Origin of the sequence: Pseudomonas sp. G1002, from assembly GCF_013385455.1 — a bacterium.
In the GTDB taxonomy this organism is placed as follows: domain Bacteria; phylum Pseudomonadota; class Gammaproteobacteria; order Pseudomonadales; family Pseudomonadaceae; genus Aquipseudomonas.
In genome coordinates this window covers 46,634-66,455 of sequence record NZ_JACAPY010000011.1, presented here as the reverse complement: position 1 = coordinate 66,455, position 19,822 = coordinate 46,634, and the positions used below count along the sequence as shown (strand labels likewise).

The window sequence follows — 19,822 nt, the reverse complement described above, 5'->3', positions numbered from 1 at the left end:
GACCGGCATGAATCTTACGGGGAAAGGCTGGTACTCTGCACCGGCTAATTCAGTTTTCCTACATGGCTTGGCACCTTTTCCGTATGTGCGGAATCAATGACAGGCATGTCGACTATTAACGGCGACCGGTGGTCTTGCCCCGAAAGCCCAGATAGAGTTCATGGCAATAGAGGTTACTTTGACGAGGTTTGCGATGTCCCGCACGATCCGTTTTCACAAGTTTGGTCCGGCCGAGGTGCTCAAATGCGAAGAGCATGCAGCCGCTAAGCCCGCACCGGGCGAAGTGCAGGTGCGCGTCGAGGCGATTGGCATCAGCTGGTACGACATTCTGTGGCGCCAGAACCTGGCGTCGTCCCATGCCCGCTTGCCTTCCGGCCTTGGCCATGAAATGGCCGGCGTGGTTGTGGCCGTTGGCGAGGGTGTCGACGACCTGGCGGTGGGTGACAAGGTCGCCAGCTTCCCGGCCGAGAGCCCGAATGACTACCCGGTGTACGGCGAACAGATCGTCCTGCCGCGCTCGGCGCTGACCCGCTACCCGGATGTCCTGAGCCCGATCGAAGCCAGCGTGCACTACACGCCGCTGCTGATTGCCTACTTTGCGTACATGGACCTGGCGCGGGTCAAACCCGGGCAATTCGCCCTGGTAACGGACGCCAGCCACTGTGCCGGCCCATCGTTCGTGCAACTGGGCAAAGCCCTGGGTGTGCGGGTGATTGCTGCGACCAAGACCAGTGATGAGCGCGAATACCTGCTGTCCCTCGGGGCCGAGAAGGTCATCGTCACCGAAGAGCAGGACCTGCTGATGCAAGTCAACAAGTTCACCGACAACCGCGGCGTAGACGTGGTGTTCGATGGCTTGGGTGGCCCGCAGATGTCGTTGCTGGGTGATGTGCTGGCGCCGCGTGGCAGCCTGGTGCTGTACGGCCTGCAAGGTGGCAACCAGACGCCATTCCCGGCCTGCGCGGCGTTCCAGAAGAACATTCAGTTCTTTGTGCACTGCATCGGCAACTTCACCGGCAAACCGGAACTGGGCATCATCCAGGACCAGGTGGCCTTGCAGCGAGCCCTGCGTGACATCAACCAACTGACCGCCGACAAGGTGCTGGTACCGCTGAAAACCACGGTATTTCCGTTCAGCCAGTTCGTTGAAGCGCACCGCTATATGGACGAATGTCCGTGCCGTGAACGGGTTGCCTTGCAGGTAGAAACTGTTTGATCTGTGGGAATATTCTCAAGCGAGTATTCCTGCCCCCGGGCGCATGGGGCAAATGCGCCATTTGACAGGACTTAACCTGCCCACCGCTTGAATCGGGATTTCAGCACTTCAGCCCGATAAACCAGATGTATGCCCCTGACGCCGCCCTGAATCCCAGCGCGGCGTTGTCGTGTCTGCACACTCGATACCCCATGCAAGCCCCCATCTGAACCGGTTTTAGCCGGCGTTCTGTATCTGTTAATCATTATTCAAGTGCCGATAATTGCCCCGTCACTTTTATCTCAAGGATTGAGCAATGATTGAATATATGAAATCACCCCGTACATCCGTCAAGCCCAATAATGTTTCCCATGGCTGTTTTGCCGGAACATCAATATTGAAGTGGGTTATGTCGGATGCTTCTCTAGTTTGTAAGTTAAAGCAGCGTAGGAAGTTGTCAGAGCGTTCCTAAGACTTTCGGTTTGGGCTGCGTGCCCCTTGGCTTGGCGCCTTTTCGGGACTGGAAGCCCCCAAAGGCAGGCCTGGCAGGTAGGGCCCGGTGCTAATCTCCATTGAATGTCACATGTTGTAACGCCCCTACAGAAACAACAGGTCAGGCAAATGCCGTCAACGATTACCCGAAACTGATATTTCAACTCAGGTAGTAGAACTATGAGCGCTATTCACGAACAAGCCATGAACTATGTCTATCAACAAGTATTGCAACGCTTGATAGGGCATTTCTCTCGAACAGAACGTACCTCGCTCCAGTTATTGATTCAACGAATCGTGGTAGCGGCAGGCGGCATGGAGCGGATCGGTGAATACAAGGTGCTGGTCGCTCACGGCGCAGGCGCCGGCAGCAGCTATGTCCTGGCGTTGTTGCGCGCAGCCCAGCTGACGCTTGCAGGCCGGGCGCCGCGGACGTTTCAACTGCGGGTCGCGACCTTGCGCCATGCCGGCATGTCGCAAAATGCCCTGGACACGCTGCATCGCGGCTACAGCGCGCTGTTCCTGCATGACGATGCGCGTGTCGAATTGCTGATGGTCGAGAATCAGGAAGTCTTGCCGTTCAATCACCTGCGGCCGGCCTCCAGTGCGGCGCGCGACACCAGCCGGCGCAATATGCTGATGGTGGGGCACCTGACTTCGGGAGATATTCGCCAAACCCTGTGCAACGACGCCTACCTGGCCCTCGGTGACTTTTACCAGCGCGTCACCACCTGCAATGGCGGCGTGCACGCGCTGGTCAGCGGTGACTCCGCGCGCAAGCAGCGGGAGTACCTGGCGTGGCTGAAGAAGGCTGCGCTGGCGAGCGGTGCAGAGGTCCCGCCGCGCCAGCCTCTGGTGCTCAGCGGACTGTTCGCGCGCATGGATGAGTGGAGCAACGCCTATTACTGCGACCTTTACGGCGAGCGTTACGCCGTCGCCGATAAGTCCGACACGGACAACCATCGCCACTTGGCCTATATCGGCGCTGCCGACCTTAAGGACGCGGCCGAATACTCCTCCGGGCCGCTGTTGCGTCAGTTCATGGGCTATGAACCGGACGAGTTTGGCTTTCATTTCAGCCACGCGAGCTATGCGAACCCGTTGCTGATGGCCCATCTGCGGGGCTTGCAGGCCGAGTGCCTGCGGGAACTGGATTACGAGGAGGGCGCACATGGCTTCATGCAGCAGGCCGCGCTGTTCATGCGGCGCAAGCAGATTCCCGAACACCTGATTGCCCAGGCAGCGACCCAGGACGGCCGAGCGCTGGCGGCCGACTACGCCCAGGCGATGTTCCGATTGGATGAAAGCCAACTGAACTGCCTGATGTTTTCGCCGTTTATCCGTCACGGCGAGCGTCTCGAAAGCTTTTTGCGCCAATGCCACCCCGGCATGCTGGTGGCGCTCCCCGAGCTGCACAAGGCGCTGCAAGGCAAGCCGGTGGCCGAGATGCTGGTGCAATGGGCCATCGACACCAGCGGGTTGCCGATCGACCTGCTGCAACATCTCTATCGCAAGCGGCCAGCCACCGGCGTGCCGGGCATGGCCGAGACGCCACAGCAAGATGCGCCCGCCCTGGCAGCCTACCAACTGGCGGGGCGTTAAGCGGGTGGCGGCGGGTGACCAGCGATGAACCTCAGGGACGACCGGCAAACCGACTTCGCCTACCAGGCGGTGTATCGCTACATGATCAACCTCATCGGCGAGGTGGGCACGGATGCCCGGGTAAAACTGCCATCATTGCGGCAGCTGGCGGAGCGCCTGAATGTGTCGATCTCGACCATTCAATACGCTTATTCGTTGCTCGAGAAGGAGGGCCGGGTGTACTCGGTGCCCAAGTCGGGCTACTACGCCTGGCCGGTGTTGAATAGACCGCCAGGCAGCAGCGGTGGCGACCTGCTGGAGCGCCTCTATGCCAGTGCGCGACGTCCGGGAATGCGCGTGCTCAGCGCCGATGAGCCGGCACTTGCGGCGTCACTGGACGCAGCGCTGTTGCTGCTCGAGCGCGAACTGTTGCGGCATTACCCGCATCATCTGCAGCCATGGTCGCAGCCCTGTGGCGTGTGGGAACTGCGGGCGACGCTCGCGGCGCGCTATACCTCGTCGCCGACCCGTTGCTGGCAGGCGGACGAGGTATACATCGGCGCCGACTTGCGCGGGGTACTGGAAATCCTGATCGAGGTGCTGGGTCTCAAGGGCGCTGCGATCATCGTCGAATCCCCGTGTGACTGGCTGATCCTGCGGTTGTTGCAGGGGGCAGGCGTGAGGGTTCTCGAATTGCCATTCACGGCGGACGACGGCCTGGACCTGGCGTTGTTCGAGCACTTGCTCAGCACCGAGCCGGTGCAGCTGGCGTTGCTGTCATCCGGTGTCAGCCTGCCGTCCGGCGTAGTCCTGTCCACCCATGACCGCCTGCAGCTAGTGCGATTGCTGGACCAGCATGGCTGTTGGTTGTTAGAAAATGACAGCCATGGTGACCTCGGCTTCGGGCAGTCAATCACCGCGTTACGGGACCTGGCCAATCCCGAGCGGCTGATGGTGTTTTCCACGTTCGAGAAGATGCTCGGGCCGGAAGCGCCGTTTGGCTATTTGCTGTCGCGCCACCTCAGCGGCGAGCTGCAGCGCCAGTTCCTGTTGCGCGCATTCCGGTTGTCCTCTATCCGCCAGCGCGCGATTGCGCGGCTCTATCAAAGCGGGCGCATCGACCAGCATCTGCGGGAGTTGCGCCCGCAACTCAAAGAGCAGGCCCGGCTCATGGGCCTGCGGCTGGACACGCATCTGGGCAACCAGGTGAGCTACCGAATGCCTGCCGCTGGCGCGACCTTCTGGTTGCGCTCAGAGGCCCCGGTGGATATGCGCCAGGTGTTCCAGCGCCTGCTCACCCGGCAGGTGGTGATTGCGCCGGGGGAGTTGTTCAGCCTCAGTGGCCTGCACTGCCAGCATCTGCGGCTGAGCCATGCCGTTGACGGCGCCCATAACCTGGAGAATGCCCTGGATGAGCTGGCTCTGGCGCTCAGGCAGGCACAGACCGGCACTGAATGAAATTTCGCTGATTGCTGTAGGATTTATAACGTCGCGGAGCAGTCCAAGTCCCAGTAAACTGCACTTTTTTCCGAATCCTTCTCTTTCCGAGGTTTATGCATGACTCTCAGTCCTTTTGCGGGCAAGCCGGCACCAGCTCAATTGCTGGTAGACATCCCGCGACTGGTAACGGCCTATTACACCGGCCAGCCTGATGCAGCGATCTCCACCCAGCGCGTCGCCTTTGGTACCTCCGGGCACCGCGGCAGCTCGTTCGACCTCAGCTTCAATGAATGGCACGTGCTTGCCATCAGCCAGGCCATTTGCCTGTACCGTGAAGCCCAGGGCATCAACGGCCCGCTGTTTGTCGGCCTCGACACCCACGCGTTGTCCACCCCGGCCGGCGCCAGTGCGCTGGAAGTGCTGGCCGCCAATGGCGTGCACGTGATGCTCGCCGAAGGCGATGAGTACACCCCGACACCGGCGATTTCCCACGCCATCATTTGCTACAACCGCGGCCGCACCAGTGGGTTGGCCGACGGCATCGTGATCACGCCGTCCCACAACCCGCCACAAAGCGGCGGCTACAAGTACAACCCGCCCAACGGCGGCCCGGCCGACACCCACATCACCAAGTGGATCGAAGCCAAGGCTAACGAACTGCTGGCCAATAAGCTGGCCGGGGTCAAGCGCATCACCCATGCCCAGGCGCTGAAGGCCGACACCACTCATCGCCACGACTACCTCAACACCTACGTGGCCGACCTGGTCAACGTCATCGACTTCGATGCCATCCGCAACGCTGGCTTGCGCCTGGGCGTCGATCCGCTGGGCGGAGCAGGGGTGCGCTACTGGTCGGCCATCGCCGAGCATCACCGCCTGAACCTCGACGTGGTGAACACCGAAGTGGATTCGACCTTCCGCTTCATGAGCGTCGACTGGGACGGCCAGATCCGCATGGACCCGTCCTCCAGCTACGCCATGCAGGGGTTGATCGGCCTCAAGGACCGTTATGACGTGGCCTTCGCCTGCGACCCGGACCACGACCGCCATGGCATCGTGACGCCGTCCGGTGGCTTGCTGGCGCCGAACAACTACCTGGCCGTGTCCATCGACTACCTGTTCCAGAACCGCCCCGAATGGCGCGCTGATGCTGCGGTGGGCAAGACCGTGGTCAGCAGCGGCTTGATTGATCGCGTGGCCAAGCGCATTGGCCGTCGCCTGTACGAAGTGCCGGTGGGCTTCAAGTGGTTTGCCGATGGCCTGTTCGACGGTTCGCTGGGTTTTGGTGGCGAAGAAAGTGCCGGCGCCTCGTTCCTGCGCAAGGACGGCAGCGTGTGGAGCACTGACAAGGACGGCTTGATCCCGGCGCTGCTGGCGGCGGAAATGACCTCGCGCAAAGGCCAGGACCCAAGCCAGATTTATCGCGGGCTGACCGATGCACTGGGCGAGCCGTTCGCCATTCGGGTGGATGCCAAGGCGACTCCGGCGCAGAAGGCCTTGTTGGGCAAGCTGTCGCCAGACCAGGTGACGTCCACGCAGTTGGCCGGGGAAAGCATCCAGCAGATCCTCAGCCACGCGCCGGGCAATGACCAGGCGATCGGCGGGCTGAAAGTCATGACTGAAAACGGTTGGTTTGCCGCACGGCCATCGGGCACCGAGGACATCTACAAGATCTACGCCGAGAGCTTTATCGGCGAAGATCACCTCAAGCAACTGGTGGAAGAGGCCCAGGTGTTGGTGGACGGGGCGATCTCGGCTAACTGATGCCCAACCTATGACTGATTAACCTGTGGCGAGGGAGCTTGCTCCCGCCGGACTGCGCAGCAGTCCCATTTTTGGGGGCGCTTCGCACCCCAGCGGGAGCAAGCTCCCTTGCCACATTCAAGCTCGGTCAGGCGAGGTCGACCAACACGATCTCGCTGTCCTCAACCGCTGTCACCCGCAGTACCTGCTCATCCTCAACCGCCACACCGTCTCGAGCTTGTGCACGCAAGCCATTGACTTCAATCACCCCGGTGGCCGGTACCAGGTACGCCCGGCGTCCGTTGTCCAGCCGATACTCGGCACTTTCACCGGCTTTCAGGTTTGCCGCTACCAAGCGTGCATCGGCCCGAATCCGCAGGCTTTCGCTGTCTCCGGCCTTGCCACTGGCCAGGGTCACAAAACCTTCGCGGTCACCTTTCGGAAACGGCTTCGCGCCCCACGACGGCGGCAAACCGGCCTCATTGGGTATGATCCAGATCTGGAAAATCTTGGTCGGCGTAGCTTCCAGGTTGTACTCGCTGTGGGCGATCCCGGTGCCGGCGCTCATTACCTGGACGTCGCCGGCCTCGGTGCGGCCCTGGTTGCCCAGGTTGTCGGCATGGCTGATGGCGCCTTCACGCACATAGGTGATGATTTCCATGTCCCGGTGCGGGTGCTGCGGGAAGCCGGTGCCCGGTGCGATGAGGTCATCGTTCCACACCCGCAGGTTGCCCCAGTGCATGCGCTTGGGGTCATGGTATTCGGCAAACGAGAAGTGGTGGTGAGCGTCCAGCCAACCGTGATTGGCGCCGCCCAGGGTGTTGAAAGGTCGAAGTTCAAGCATGATCGTCTCCTGTGGATGGGAGCCATCATCCAGCAGCGCCAGATCGATAAAAAGCGTAAAAAATGCTGGATTCCTATCGAATGCTTCGATGCCGATGCTCAGGACTTGTCTTCACTTCATCGCCTAACTGCATGAGCGCAAAGCAATTGGCTGGAACTGTGGGGCATTTGCGGCGACCATAGGGCTCTTGTCCGAGTTAAAGCATCGCAGGAGTCCGCGTGCCGCAACACACCCCCGATCTGCCTCCCGAACTGCGGCCACTGGCCGAAATGCCCCTGTTGAAACGGCTCGCCGCCCGATTATTCGGTCACGGCCTGACGCGCCTGCGGGCACAGCACCGTTTCTCATGGCTGCATGGCCAGGCCGACGGCTTTCGCAGTGGCCACACGGCCGGCGTTGAGTATGGCTATAAGGAAGGCAAGGCGGATGGTATCGAAGAAGGCCGCCAGGTCCTGCTGATTCGTGACTTCCGGCCGGATGAGCACACTGCGCCGGGTGTTGACGACAATCTGTTCGATGATTGGCGCCTGCCGCTGACCGCCGAGTTGAAAAAACGCATCAAGGCTGATGTGGCGCGCCTGCTGCCGGCCCATGCCCAGCCGAGTGCGGCGCAATGGAAGATGATTTTCAGCGATACGCCGTCCACCTCGGTGATCGCCGGCGCCGGCGCGGGTAAATCCACCTCGCTGGTGCTGCGTATCCTGCTGCTGACCCATTACCTGGGCTTCGAGCTGAGCTCGATGACGGTGGTGACCTTCACCCGTGAGTCGCGCAAGGACTTCATCAACAAGCTCATGGAAATTCTCGCCTTGTGGGGCCAACCCCTTGGTATGAAAGACGCGCAAGCGGTGGTGCGGACCTTTCACTCACGCATCCTGCCAATGGTGCGCAGCCTGCCGGGCCTTGAGCGGCTGCAGGCGTTCGAGAACCTCAATGCGCGGACCGAAGCGGACTTTGATGAGGCCGACAGCAACCCTTTCGAATTGCGGATCAACGACGCCCAGCGCCAGCAACTGAATGCCTGCTATCACCGGCTGCATGGCCGCCATGAACGCTTCCGCGAACTGATCGCCCCGCTGGCGCGCCATGCCCTGCAACTCAAGGAGCTGGAGCGCGATCACCCGGACGTGCAAAAACGCGTGGCGGTGACCGAACTGGCGGCCAAGCGCGATGAAGAACTCTGCGATGTGATCGAAGACCTGTGGTTTCGTGCCGGCGCCTGGCCGATCAAGGGCATCGAGCCCAATCGCCAGACGTTCGATATCAACGGCGCGAAGTTTCACTGCCATGGCTACATTGCCGAACTGGATGCCTGGGTCGTACTGGGCTTCGACCCGCGGGAAAATGCCCAGGTCAGTCGACCCGGGTCCAAGCTGTCAGTACGTGCCGAGTGGGCGGTAAAGCGAACCCTATTTCAAGCTTTCTGCCGTAAACCATTGATATGGCTAGAAAGCTACGAGTCTTCCAAGCGGCTTTTAAGCAGCCTGGCAGGTGACGCAACAGCGGGCCCGGGCTTCGATTACAAGGTCAAGGGCGAGCTGGGTTCGGCACCGTTGCTGGACAGCTTTGTTGCCGCCGCCGGGTTCATCGAGAACCTCGGGCTGGATGTGCCCACCGCCGTGGGCAAGATGAGTTTTGCCAAGGATGATCCAGACCGTTTTTACTTCGAGGCACTGAGCATTTTCTGGAAGGCCCTCGAAGATCACTTGCTGGACCAGTCGCCACCGGTCATGACCTACAACCGGATGTTCTCGCTGTTTGGCGAAAACACCCCGGAGAACCTGAAGTTGCTCAGCGACCCGCTGCTACGGCCGATGTCGCACCTGATGATCGACGAATTCCAGGACGTATCGCCGCAGATCGTCTCGTGGATCCGGGCCAGCCTGCGGGAGATCCGCAGCCGCGGGCCGGCCATGCACGTGGGGCGCGGGGCCCAGCGCTCTTCGCTGTTGTGCGTGGGCGATGACTGGCAGTCGATCTATGGCTGGCGTGGCAGTTCGCCCAAGTATTTCATGGAGTTCAACAAGGAGTTCCCGTCACCCACGACCACCCGGGTGATGCTGGGCGAGAACTACCGCAGCCATCAGCACGTGATCGATGCTGCCGAGCACATTGTGCGGGCGGCCCCGGCCATCAGCGGTAAGAAAGCCAAGGCCAGTGGAACCGCGAAGGAGTTGGTGCCGGTCACGGTGCGTGACCGTGACGATGCGGCGCTGGGCCAACAACTGCTGGCGCACTATCAAAAGGGTGACTCGGTATTAATGCTGTATCGAAAAAGCAGCGATAAGTCATTGATGCAAGAGCATATTCAGTCGGTAGTTAATGTGGATTCTAGTTTGCCGTACGGCAGCCGCCGGCTCAAGCAACTGACTTATCACAGCGCCAAGGGCCTGCAAGCGGATGCGGTATTCCTGCTGGGCGACTGCCAGCACTTGACCAGTTCGCCGTACAAGAACCAGGTCTACCGCATGGCAGGACTGGGCAAGGACGGCGATACCGAAGCTTACGACAGCGCGCAGAAAGACGAAGTGCTGCGCCTGGCCTACGTGGGCATTACCCGGGCGGTGAGCCATTGCTATTGGTATGTCGACGGCCAGGATGGCCAAGGGGTGAATGTGCCAAAAGCTTCGGACCGGGTTGCCGGGGACAAACCGTTTTTTGACGACCAGCGCATCAGCAAATCATAAGGGGTGACGTTGAATCCTGTGGCGAGGGAGCTTGCTGTGGCGAGGGAGCTTGCTCCCGCTGGAGTGCGCAGCGCTCCCAGGATTTTGGGGCTGCTACGCAACCCAGCGGGAGCAAGCTCCCTCGCCACAGGATACCTGCGTTGCCAGATCAAGCCCGCAGCGACAGCGGCGGCACAAACGACTCCAGTTCATCCTCAACCGCCTCGATGATCCGCTCCACGTCCGCAGCGTTCATCACCGTGGCGCAAGGGATACCGGCAATTGCAATCAGGGTTTCCCCGCTGGCGCGGTCGAACAGGCGGGCAATCATACTGCCGGGAGCATCCATGCTCGCCTCAAAGCCCATGGGATGAAAGTGCCAGCGCATCAACTGGCAGGCGTTGGGGAATGTCACTTTGTTCATGTTGCCCACCTTGTTCATTGAGCGCTTCCTTTAGCTCGCTGCAGGGGCGCCATGACCGTCACTGGTCCTGGCCGTCGTGAGCACTAAAAATAGCATTCGTTCGCATCGGGCATGGGAGTTTTTTCGTCCCGTCCGGCAGTTGTTTTCAATAACGTTGATATGGGTCACGTGCTGCGTGGTATTAAGCGAAAGGCCATTAGTCGGAAATATCAAATGGCCGTTGAGCGGGTACGGGCAGTTGGGCAAGCTGCCTCTTTTTTCACCGGCGTAGAGCGCTCAATGCAAGACATCATTCCGGATGACTCCCAGAAAACCCAAGCTACGGCCAAGCTGGTACTGCGTCACCATCTGTGCTGGCGGGATCGGGACCTGGATGGAGTGATGTCGTACTACCATCCGGACATCCAGTACCACGATTTCTTCCAGAACCGCGTGGTGGGTGCCGGCGAGCTGCGCGAATACCTGCAAGCCAGCATGCCCCGTGGCGCCGACGAAGCGATCGAACACACCGACCGCATCCGCGCCGACGGCGACACCGCGTTCATCCAATACCGCATCACCTTGCGTGGCGGCCAGGGCCTGGTGTCGTTTCGCACCAGCGAAGCGATTACCGTGCGCGATGGCTTGATCTGGCGGGTCAACGAGTACGCCTCCCTGGTCCACGAGCAGTCTGCCAGCCGCCGCGAGACCACACGCCCGACCGTCAGCCGCCTGGGCCTGTCGCCGCAGCAACTGAGCTACATGGCCAACGACCTGCAACAGTACTTCGAGCGCCAGCAACCCTATCTGGACCCCGAACTGGACCTGCAACGGGTGGCGAAGGAGTGCGGGTACAGCCGCAACCAGATTTCCTACCTGTTGAACCAGGTGCTGGGGCAAAGTTTTTATCGCTACGTCAACCAGGCACGCCTCCAGCATTTGCTGGCTGCACTGGAAATGGCCGCGCCGCCGATCCGCATCGACGAACTGGCGTTTGCCGCCGGCTTCAATTCGACGTCGGCGTTCTACAGCAGCTTCCGCCAGCACACCGGCCAGTCGCCCAAGGCCTACGTCAAACAAATTTCCCTGCGTGCACGCGCGCAAGACAGCCGCTGAGGCCAGGCTCTAGGATCACTGCCATCGAAGTGTGGTGGTGGAGCTTGGCATGCCTGCATGGCGCAATATCAGTTTATGGATGGACCAGCTGGACGAGCCGCTGCTGGCACGCGCGTCCCTGGAGCAGGACCTGGACGTCAACGTGGCCATCATCGGTGCCGGCTACACCGGGCTCTGGACCGCGTATTACCTGAAGCGCCAGGCGCCCGAGCTGAAAATCGCAATCATCGAGGCGCAAACCGCCGGGTTCGGTGCCTCGGGCCGTAACGGCGGCTGGCTGATGGGCAATCTGCTGGGAGAGGACCGCCTGTTGGCCGGCCTGACCCCGGAACAGCGCCGGGCCTCGTTCGACCTGCTGCACGCCATCCCCGACGAAGTCGCGCAAGTGATCGAGCGCGAAGGCATTGACTGCGACTACCGCAAGGGTGGTGTGCTGTATTGCGCCGCGCGCTACCCCGAACAGGAAGTCACCCTGCGTGCGTACCTGGCCAAACTTCACAGCCAGGGCCTGACCGACGACGATTACCGTTGGCTTGGCCCGCAACAACTGGCCGAGCAGATCCGTATCGCCAAGCCTTATGGCGGCATCTATGCACCCCACGTTGCCACGATTCACCCGGCCAAGCTGGTGCGCGGCCTGGCGCGGTTGGTGGAGCGGATGGGCGTCAAGATCTACGAAAACAGTCCCGTCACTCATTGGCAGTCCGGCAGCCTGCGCACGGACAAAGCCTCGGTGCGCGCCTCCTGGGTGGTGCCGGCAGTGGAAGGGTATGCCACCACGCTGGCTCCGCTGGGGCGCTATCAGTTGCCGGTGCAAAGCCTGATCGTTGCCACCGAGCCGTTGCCGGCCAGCACTTGGGACGAGATCGGCCTGAATCGTGGCCAGGCGTTCGGCGAGAGCAGCCGGCAAGTGACTTACGGCCAGCGTTCGGCGGACAACCGCCTGGTGTTCGGCGCTCGCGGGGGTTATCAGTTTGCCGGCAAGTTGCGGCACAACTTCGAGCTCACCGACAGCGAAGTCGAGCTGCGTCGCTACCTGTTCGGCGAACTGTTCCCGCAGCTCAAGAAAGTCCGGATCACCCACGCCTGGGGCGGCAACCTGGGCATGTCCCGGCGCTTCAAGCCGCACATGCTCTGCGATCACGCGGCAGGCATCGCCCTGGCCGGTGGTTACGGCGGCGAGGGCGTAGGCGCCAGCAACCTCGGTGGCCGCACCCTGGCGGACCTGATCCTGGGGCTCGATACGCCGTTGGTTCGCCAGCCATGGGTGATTCAGCCGGGCCGGCTGGACGGGCTCAAGGCCTGGGAACCGGAACCCTGCCGCTGGCTGGGCTACAACGCGATCATCCGCAGTTTTGTGCATGAGGACCAGGTGTTGGCCAACCCCAATACCGCCCCGTGGCGCCGCAAACTGGCCAGCGGGGTTGCCGGGTTCATGGAAGGTTTCATGCACTAAGTCGTTTCAATCACCACAGGTATGAACATGAGCATTACCCAGTTCAAAGACACACTCAGCGCCCATTTGCCGGACTCCTCGCCCGTCGCCGTGCCACTGGGCACACCGGTCGCGGTGGCCTCGACCTTGAGCGTGGAACGTAGCGACGGCGTCGAAACCGGCATCTGGGAATGCACGCCCGGGCGCTGGCGCCGGCAGATCAAAGCCCAGGAGTTTTGCCACTTTATCCAGGGACGGTGCACCTTCACCCCCGACAACGGGGAAATGCTCCACATAGAAGCCGGCGACGCACTGATGTTGCCGGCCAACAGCACCGGTATCTGGGACATCCAGGAAACCGTGCGCAAGACCTATGTATTGATCCTCTGATTCTTTGATCTTTGATCGCCTGCCATAAAAACAGCCCTAAAACCGCCAGGAAATCGAACCATGAGACCCATTGCCCTGTTGCCGCTGGTATTCGTCGCCACCCTCAGCCAAGCCGCCGAGACGGTGAAGATCTACAACTGGTCGGACTATATCGCCCCCGACACCACCAGGAACTTCCAGAAAGAAACCGGCATCGGTTTCACCTACGACGTGTACGACAGCAACGAAACCCTCGACGGCAAGTTGATGACCGGCAAATCCGGCTATGACGTGGTGTTCCCCTCCAACCACTTCATGGCCCGGCAGATCCAGGGCGGGGCGCTGAAGAAACTCGACAAGAGCCAGTTGCCCAACTGGAAGAACCTCAACCCGGTGCTGCTCAAGGCCCTGGAAAACAACGACCCGGGCAACGCCCACGGCTTCCCGTACCTGTGGGGCAGCACCGGTATCGGCTACAACATCGACAAGGTCAAGGCGGTACTCGGCGACAACGCCCCAGTGGATTCCTGGGACCTGATCTTCAAGCCCGAGAACATGCAAAAACTGCAGAAGTGTGGCGTCGCCATCCTCGACAACGGCCCGGAGCTGCTGCCGGCGGCGCTCAACTACCTGGGCCTGCCGCACCACAGCAAGAAGGCGGAAGACTACAAAAAGGCCGAGGACCTGCTGATGAAAGTGCGGCCATACGTGGCGTATTTCCATTCCTCGAAATACACCGCCGACCTGGCCAACGGCGACATCTGCGTGGCCGTCGGCTTCTCCGGCGACATCCTCCAGGCCGAAAGCCGCGCCAAGGAAGCCAAGAATGGCGTGAACATCGGCTACAACATTCCGAAAGAAGGCGCCGCGATCTGGTTCGACATGGTCGCCATGCCCGCCGATGCCCCGGATGAAAAAGCCGGCTATGCCTTCATGAACTACCTGCTACGCCCGGAAGTGATGGCCAGCATCACCAACTACGTGCACTACGCCAACGGCAATGCCGCGGCGGACAGCCTGGTGGACCCGGCAATCAAGAGCGACACCAAGGTGTACCCAAGTCCGGAAATGATGGGCAAGTTGTTCGCACTGGAAGCAATGCCGCTGAACATCGACCGGATTCGTACGCGGGTGTGGAACACCATTCGTACCGGGCGTTGATGATCGTTCCCACGCTCCGCGTGGGAATGCATCCTGTGACGCTCCGCGTCACGACTTCAAAAGCGGAAGCGGAGCGTCCAGGGCGTGGGAACGATCATTAAGGATTCTCCAAGTCATGCCCCAACGACTGGATAAACAACGAAAACAGCTCCGGCTGCGATGAGATATCCAGCTTGGCATACAGGTGCCGGCGGTGAACCTTGACCGTATCCGGCGAGATATTCAGCCGTTCGGCCATGGCTTTTGACGAAAACCCGCGCAACACCAATCGCGCTATTTCCAGCTCCCGTTCCGACAACACGCCACAGCCGAAATGACTCAACGCGTCCCGTATCTGGCTGGCCATTTCCGCCGGCGCGGCCACTCGCTGGGTGCTCTGCTGCCAATGCTGCAGCATCAACGGCAACACCCAGGCCGCGAGCGTGGTCATCAACCCCGTTTCCTCGCCGGTAAACAACCGCTGCATCCCCAACGACAGCGATAACGTCCCCGCATCCGGCAATTGCAGGATGAATTGCACCTCGTCTTCCAGCACGTTGTCGTGGAAGTAATTGAGGAAGTATTCACTCTGGCGAAAATGATCCGGCGCCACTTCCTCAAGGCGGTACACGCCACTGGCATACCCCTCGCGACACGCCTGGAAAAACGGGTCCAACAGGTACAAGCCATTCAGATAAACCAGCATCGACGCCGGTTTGCTGCTCGGTTGTGCGTCGTATTCTTCCAGCGCTTCGGGCGGGCCATCGGCGGGGTAGAAGATCGCCAGGGCATTGTCGAAGGGCAGGCATTGGTGCAGCAACAGCACCAGTTGCTTCCAGAAACGCCCGGTGCCGATCTGTGCGACGGTACGCCCCAGGCCCGCGTGCATGCCGACTTCCCTGAACAGGCTCATGTGCAGCTCCACGCTAAGGATTCAGGCCGCAAGGGTTCGACTTTTGCCCGGCGGCGTCAAGGGGAGTACTCCAATAGGGGAATTGGCCGATCTACACAGAGTGTTTAAGTTGGCCGTCAGTCAGTGGGGAACATACCCTGCGCCGCTTCACCTTTTCGTTTCTGCCTCAAACCAAGAACAATCAAGAGGATAACGATATGAGTGCTCCTTCCACGCCCGACGGCGTGCTGAAACCCACCCTGAGCGTATTCGATGTAGTGGCCATCACCGTCTCGGCGGTCACCCCGGCCAGTTCAGTGTTCGTGATTGCGCCGTTTGCCATCCAGCAGGCCGGCAGCGGGGTGTTCCTGGCCTTTGTGATGGCCGCCTTGCTCGCGCTGATGTTCGCCTTTTGCTACGCCGAACTCGGGCGTGCCCACAACAGCGCCGGCGGCGAATACGTGTATGCCAAGCGGGTGTTCGGCGGCATGGCCGGCTACGCGACGTTCCTCACGGTACTGGTGATGCTGCTGTTTATCCCGCCGGTACTGGCCACCGGGGCGGCGACTTACCTGAATAACGCCCTCGGCACCCAATTCGATTCGCAAACCGTGGCCCTGGTGATTGTGGTGTGCAGCTACGCCCTGGGCATCCTCAATATCAAGCTGAATGCCTGGATCACCGGCACCTGCCTGCTGCTGGAAGTGGCGGCGTTGCTGGTGATCGTGTTTATCGGCTTCGGCAACCCGGTGCAGCCGGTCAGCGTGCTGTTGCAACCGCAAATCGTCGAGAACGGCGTGCTGCACCTGGCGCCCTGGGCGCTGGTCATCGGCGCGGTGGGCATCGGCCTGTTCTCGTTCAATGGCTACGGTCCCGCCGTCTTGCTGGCCGAAGACATGAAATGCGGCGGCAAGGGCGTGCACAAGGCGGTGTTGTGGTCCCTGGGCCTGGTGGTGGTCATCGAGCTGGTGCCGATCACCGCCTTGCTGATCGGTGCGCCATCCCTCAGCGCGATGATCAGCAGCCCCGACCCGATCGGCTACCTGCTGACCAGCCACGGTAACGAAACCCTGTCGCGGCTGGTCAGCGCCGGGATCTTCCTGTCGGTATTCAACGCCATCGTCGCCATCGTCATCCAGATTGGCCGGGTGGTGTTCAGCAGCGGCCGCGATGCGCTGTGGACACCCACCATCAACAAACTCTTCACCCGGATTCATCCACGCTGGGATTCCCCGTGGTTGGCTACGCTGTTCCTGGCGGTCCCTTCGGCATTGCTCAGCTTCAGCTCCAACCTGGCGGACCTGACGTCTTTCAGCGTGCTGCTGATCATGCTGGTGTACCTGATCGTGGCGTTGAGCGCGTTGATGAGCCGGGTGTTGCTGCGTGACCGCGAGCACCCGTATCGCATGCCGTTGTGGCCGGTGCCGGCCTTGCTGGCGGTGCTGGGCGCCGGCTACCTGTTGGTGACCCTGGCGATTGCCGCCTCGGTTCGCGACATCATGATTATCATCGGCCTGTTGGCACTGTCGGTGATCCTGTATTGCATCAGTGGCCGGTTGAGTCCGGCGTTTCAGAAATTGTAAGGAGTGGTTATGCGTGCACGTCAATTGGGCATCACCTTGGGACTGGGTACGCCCGGTGAGTTGAATGCCATCACCGACGTTCCAGGGGTTCGGGTCGGCCACAGTACGATCAAGACCCGCATCGACGGCAAACAGGTACGTACCGGCGTGACGGCGATCCAGCCCCGGGCCGGTGCCGCGCGGTATCAGCCATGTTTTGCCGGCTACCACGTGCTCAACGGCAATGGCGACGCCACGGGCCTTGAATGGATCAGCGAATCAGGGTTGCTGACCACGCCGCTGGCGATCACCAACACCCACAGCATCGGGATTGTGCGCGACACGCTGATCGCCCTGGAGCGCGAAAGCCTCGAAGACCCCGCCGTGTACTGGTGCATGCCGGTGGTGATGGAAACCTACGACGGCTTGCTCAACGATATCTGGGGCCAGCACGTCGGCCCGGAGCATGTGCGCAAGGCGCTGGCCAACGCCGAATCCGGGCCGGTGGCGGAGGGCGCCGTGGGCGGCGGCACCGGGATGATCTGCCATGAGTTCAAGGGGGGCATCGGTACCGCGTCACGGCGCTTGCCGGCGGAGCAGGGTGGCTGGACCGTCGGTGTGCTGGTGCAGGCCAACCATGGCAAGCGCCAGGAACTGCGCGTGGATGGTTACCCGGTAGGCCGGCAATTGATGGACATCCCGTCACCCTTTGCCGATCGCGGCACACCCGGCATGGGCTCCATCGTGGTGATCATCGCCACCGATGCGCCGTTGCTGCCCCATCAATGCCAGCGCCTGGCACAACGCGCGTCCATCGGGATCGCGCGCACGGGTGGCGGTACCGAGGACTCCAGCGGGGACCTGTTCCTGGCGTTCGCCACCGGCAATCAGGATTTGCCGGTGGCCGACTACGGGCGCAAGGGCTCGCCCCTCAGCACAGCCCTGCAAATGGTCAATAACGACCACATTTCACCGCTGTTCAGCGCGGCGGCGGAGGCCGTGGAAGAGGCGATCATTAATGCCATAGTGGCCGGCGAAGACATGACCACCGACCAGGGTGTGCGGGTGCCCGCGCTGGATGCCCACACGCTCCTGCAGGCATTGCGCCAAACCGGCTGGCGCGGCCAGTAAGTAAACTAAGTCTTGTCCCGGTAATACGGGACAAACACTTAAATAGTGGCCAATCAATACTAACAATGACACGGTGACACTTTCTTAGTGCACCTCAGTCAATACTTTGGATCCATTCGTGGCTAAATGTCTTTAGGAGTATTTAATATTTAAATAGCTGGATTTTAATAACGCGCTATTTACCAGTGTTTGCAGGTTTTGTTCACCGGCCCAACTTTATCCTTGGATAAAAACCGCTGGACGAATGATTTCAGGTTGTGTCAGTTTTCTTTCGCCTTCAAAAGGGGCGAGTGATCGGACTTACTCGCCAGAGTGGGTCCGGTCGGACAAAAACTGTTCCACTTGCAAACAAGGAAGTACGTTTATGTCAAAAGTAAAAGACAAAGCTATTGTGTCGGCGGCTCAAGCAAGTACCGCTTACACCCAGATCGATAGCTTTAGCCATCAATACGACCGCGGTGGCAACCTCACGGTCAATGGCAAACCGTCGTTCACCGTTGACCAGGCCGCCGACCACCTGCTGCGTGAGAACGCCGCGTACCGGGACGTGGATGGCAACGGCAAGATCGATCTCACCTACACCTTCCTGACTTCGGCTTCGAACGCGACCATGAACAAGCATGGGATCACCGGGTTCAGCCAGTTCAACACCCAGCAGAAAGCACAGGCCGTACTGGCCATGCAATCCTGGGCCGATGTGGCCAATGTCACCTTCACCGAGAAAGCCTCGGGCGGTGACTTCCACATGACCTTCGGCAACTACAGCGGCGGCCAGGACGGCGCAGCGGCCTTTGCCTACCTGCCAGGCACCAACGCCAAGTACAACGAAAGCGGCCTTGACGGCACTTCCTGGTACCTGACGAACAACAGCTACACGCCGAACAAGACCCCGGACCTGAACAACTATGGCCGGCAGACCCTGACCCACGAAATCGGCCACACCCTGGGCCTGGACCACCCTGGCGACTACAACGCCGGGACCGGCAACCCTTCGTACAAAGACGCGGACTATGGACAGGACACGCGTGGCTACAGCGTCATGAGTTACTGGAGCGAGAGCAACACCAACCAGAACTTCAGCAAAGGCGGGGTAGAAGCCTACTCGTCCGGCCCGCTGATCGACGACATCGCCGCGATCCAGAAGCTCTACGGCGCCAACTACAACACCCGTGCCGGTGACACCACCTATGGCTTCAACTCCAACACCGGGCGTGATTTCCTCAGCGCCACTTCATCGGCCGACAAGCTGGTGTTCTCGGTGTGGGACGGTGGCGGCAACGACACCCTGGACTTCTCCGGTTTTACCCAGAACCAGAAGATCAACCTCAATGAAACCTCGTTCTCCGACGTTGGCGGCCTGGTGGGCAACGTTTCCATCGCCAAGGGTGTGACCGTGGAGAACGCCATCGGCGGTTCGGGCAACGACCTGCTGATCGGTAACGCAGCCGCCAACGTCCTCAAGGGCGGTGCCGGCAACGACATCATCTTCGGCGGCGGCGGTGCAGACCAGTTGTGGGGCGGCTCAGGCAACGACACCTTCGTGTTCGGCGCCAGCTCCGACTCCAAGCCGGGTGCGGCCGACAAGATCTTCGACTTCACCTCGGGTTCCGACAAGATCGACCTCACCGGCATCACCAAAGGTGCAGGCCTGACCTTCGTCAACGCGTTTACCGGTCATGCCGGCGACGCGGTGCTGTCCTACGCTTCGGGTACCAACCTGGGCACATTGGCCGTGGACTTCTCCGGGCACGGCGTGGCGGATTTCCTCGTCACCACCGTTGGCCAGGCAGCCGTCAGCGACATCGTGGCCTGA

At 60.8% G+C, this 19,822-nt stretch carries 15 protein-coding genes; 12 read left to right on the top strand and 3 right to left on the bottom strand.

From position 1 onward, the window contains the following. The first annotated feature begins 193 nt into the window (after window positions 1-193). From HX801_RS05270 to pgm, 4 genes are all read left to right on the top strand, one after another. Window positions 194-1,216, top strand: coding sequence for a zinc-dependent alcohol dehydrogenase family protein (locus HX801_RS05270; RefSeq protein WP_003217140.1), 1,023 nt, complete (start codon window positions 194-196; stop codon window positions 1,214-1,216). A gap of 651 nt (window positions 1,217-1,867) precedes the next feature. After that, window positions 1,868-3,289 (top strand): hypothetical protein, encoded by a 1,422-nt coding sequence (locus HX801_RS05265; protein WP_177021721.1) that lies wholly within the window; start codon window positions 1,868-1,870, stop codon window positions 3,287-3,289. Between the two features lie 24 nt (window positions 3,290-3,313). Then, window positions 3,314-4,726, top strand: coding sequence for a PLP-dependent aminotransferase family protein (locus tag HX801_RS05260; RefSeq protein ID WP_177021720.1), 1,413 nt, complete (start codon window positions 3,314-3,316; stop codon window positions 4,724-4,726). A gap of 99 nt (window positions 4,727-4,825) precedes the next feature. After that, window positions 4,826-6,472: a phosphoglucomutase (alpha-D-glucose-1,6-bisphosphate-dependent) gene (gene pgm, locus HX801_RS05255; protein ID WP_087694418.1), complete on the top strand. Its 1,647-nt coding sequence runs from the start codon at window positions 4,826-4,828 to the stop codon at window positions 6,470-6,472. Window positions 6,473-6,599: 127 nt separating this feature from the next. Here the strand turns inward: pgm and HX801_RS05250 are convergent, their stop codons facing one another. After that, window positions 6,600-7,295: a pirin family protein gene (locus HX801_RS05250; protein ID WP_003217133.1), complete on the bottom strand. Its 696-nt coding sequence runs from the start codon at window positions 7,293-7,295 to the stop codon at window positions 6,600-6,602. A 218-nt stretch (window positions 7,296-7,513) separates the two neighbouring features. Here HX801_RS05250 and HX801_RS05245 point away from each other — a divergent pair, with 218 nt between their 5' ends. Beyond that, window positions 7,514-9,982, top strand: a complete 2,469-nt coding sequence (locus HX801_RS05245) for a UvrD-helicase domain-containing protein (RefSeq protein WP_177021719.1) — start codon at window positions 7,514-7,516, stop codon at window positions 9,980-9,982. A 148-nt stretch (window positions 9,983-10,130) separates the two neighbouring features. Here HX801_RS05245 and HX801_RS05240 read toward each other — a convergent pair whose 3' ends face one another. Continuing rightward, complete coding sequence (locus tag HX801_RS05240) at window positions 10,131-10,403, bottom strand: DUF1652 domain-containing protein (protein ID WP_003217129.1); 273 nt, start codon at window positions 10,401-10,403, stop codon at window positions 10,131-10,133. A gap of 261 nt (window positions 10,404-10,664) precedes the next feature. Here HX801_RS05240 and HX801_RS05235 point away from each other — a divergent pair, with 261 nt between their 5' ends. From HX801_RS05235 to HX801_RS05220, 4 genes are read left to right on the top strand one after another with little or no spacing between them, the layout of a single operon-like run. Beyond that, window positions 10,665-11,480: an AraC family transcriptional regulator gene (locus HX801_RS05235; RefSeq protein ID WP_177021718.1), complete on the top strand. Its 816-nt coding sequence runs from the start codon at window positions 10,665-10,667 to the stop codon at window positions 11,478-11,480. A gap of 49 nt (window positions 11,481-11,529) precedes the next feature. Continuing rightward, window positions 11,530-12,936: an FAD-binding oxidoreductase gene (locus tag HX801_RS05230; protein WP_177021717.1), complete on the top strand. Its 1,407-nt coding sequence runs from the start codon at window positions 11,530-11,532 to the stop codon at window positions 12,934-12,936. A gap of 27 nt (window positions 12,937-12,963) precedes the next feature. Further along, entirely contained in the window at window positions 12,964-13,305 is a 342-nt protein-coding gene (locus tag HX801_RS05225; protein WP_003217122.1) for a cupin domain-containing protein, read from the top strand. A 60-nt stretch (window positions 13,306-13,365) separates the two neighbouring features. Continuing rightward, entirely contained in the window at window positions 13,366-14,445 is a 1,080-nt protein-coding gene (locus tag HX801_RS05220) for a polyamine ABC transporter substrate-binding protein (protein ID WP_003217120.1), read from the top strand. 97 nt (window positions 14,446-14,542) lie between these two features. Here HX801_RS05220 and HX801_RS05215 read toward each other — a convergent pair whose 3' ends face one another. Continuing rightward, on the bottom strand, window positions 14,543-15,337 hold the full coding sequence (locus HX801_RS05215) for a response regulator transcription factor (RefSeq protein ID WP_371316556.1): 795 nt from the start codon (window positions 15,335-15,337) through the stop codon (window positions 14,543-14,545). 197 nt (window positions 15,338-15,534) lie between these two features. On the opposite strand from HX801_RS05215, the gene HX801_RS05210 reads away from it, so the two are divergent. The 3 genes from HX801_RS05210 (at window position 15,535) to HX801_RS05200 (ending at window position 19,822) form a co-directional block, all read left to right on the top strand. Further along, complete coding sequence (locus tag HX801_RS05210; RefSeq protein WP_177021716.1) at window positions 15,535-16,899, top strand: APC family permease; 1,365 nt, start codon at window positions 15,535-15,537, stop codon at window positions 16,897-16,899. Window positions 16,900-16,908: 9 nt separating this feature from the next. Then, window positions 16,909-18,009 (top strand): P1 family peptidase, encoded by a 1,101-nt coding sequence (locus HX801_RS05205; RefSeq protein ID WP_134326664.1) that lies wholly within the window; start codon window positions 16,909-16,911, stop codon window positions 18,007-18,009. Between the two features lie 364 nt (window positions 18,010-18,373). Next, window positions 18,374-19,822, top strand: a complete 1,449-nt coding sequence (locus tag HX801_RS05200) for a serralysin family metalloprotease (protein ID WP_003217113.1) — start codon at window positions 18,374-18,376, stop codon at window positions 19,820-19,822.

Excerpts from the sequence above, each read along its gene's own strand:
- HX801_RS05200 (WP_003217113.1), top strand. The coding sequence starts at position 18,374 with ATGTCAAAAGTAAAAGACAAAGCTATTGTGTCGGCGGCTCAAGCAAGT.
- HX801_RS05265 (WP_177021721.1), top strand. The coding sequence starts at position 1,868 with ATGAGCGCTATTCACGAACAAGCCATGAACTATGTCTATCAACAAGTA.
- HX801_RS05230 (WP_177021717.1), top strand. The coding sequence starts at position 11,530 with ATGCCTGCATGGCGCAATATCAGTTTATGGATGGACCAGCTGGACGAG.
- HX801_RS05260 (WP_177021720.1), top strand. The coding sequence starts at position 3,314 with ATGAACCTCAGGGACGACCGGCAAACCGACTTCGCCTACCAGGCGGTG.
- HX801_RS05215 (WP_371316556.1), bottom strand. The coding sequence starts at position 15,337 with ATGAGCCTGTTCAGGGAAGTCGGCATGCACGCGGGCCTGGGGCGTACC.
- HX801_RS05235 (WP_177021718.1), top strand. The coding sequence starts at position 10,665 with ATGCAAGACATCATTCCGGATGACTCCCAGAAAACCCAAGCTACGGCC.
- HX801_RS05225 (WP_003217122.1), top strand. The coding sequence starts at position 12,964 with ATGAGCATTACCCAGTTCAAAGACACACTCAGCGCCCATTTGCCGGAC.
- HX801_RS05270 (WP_003217140.1), top strand. The coding sequence starts at position 194 with ATGTCCCGCACGATCCGTTTTCACAAGTTTGGTCCGGCCGAGGTGCTC.
- HX801_RS05240 (WP_003217129.1), bottom strand. The coding sequence starts at position 10,403 with ATGAACAAGGTGGGCAACATGAACAAAGTGACATTCCCCAACGCCTGC.
- HX801_RS05205 (WP_134326664.1), top strand. The coding sequence starts at position 16,909 with ATGCGTGCACGTCAATTGGGCATCACCTTGGGACTGGGTACGCCCGGT.
- HX801_RS05220 (WP_003217120.1), top strand. The coding sequence starts at position 13,366 with ATGAGACCCATTGCCCTGTTGCCGCTGGTATTCGTCGCCACCCTCAGC.
- HX801_RS05250 (WP_003217133.1), bottom strand. The coding sequence starts at position 7,295 with ATGCTTGAACTTCGACCTTTCAACACCCTGGGCGGCGCCAATCACGGT.
- pgm (WP_087694418.1), top strand. The coding sequence starts at position 4,826 with ATGACTCTCAGTCCTTTTGCGGGCAAGCCGGCACCAGCTCAATTGCTG.
- HX801_RS05210 (WP_177021716.1), top strand. The coding sequence starts at position 15,535 with ATGAGTGCTCCTTCCACGCCCGACGGCGTGCTGAAACCCACCCTGAGC.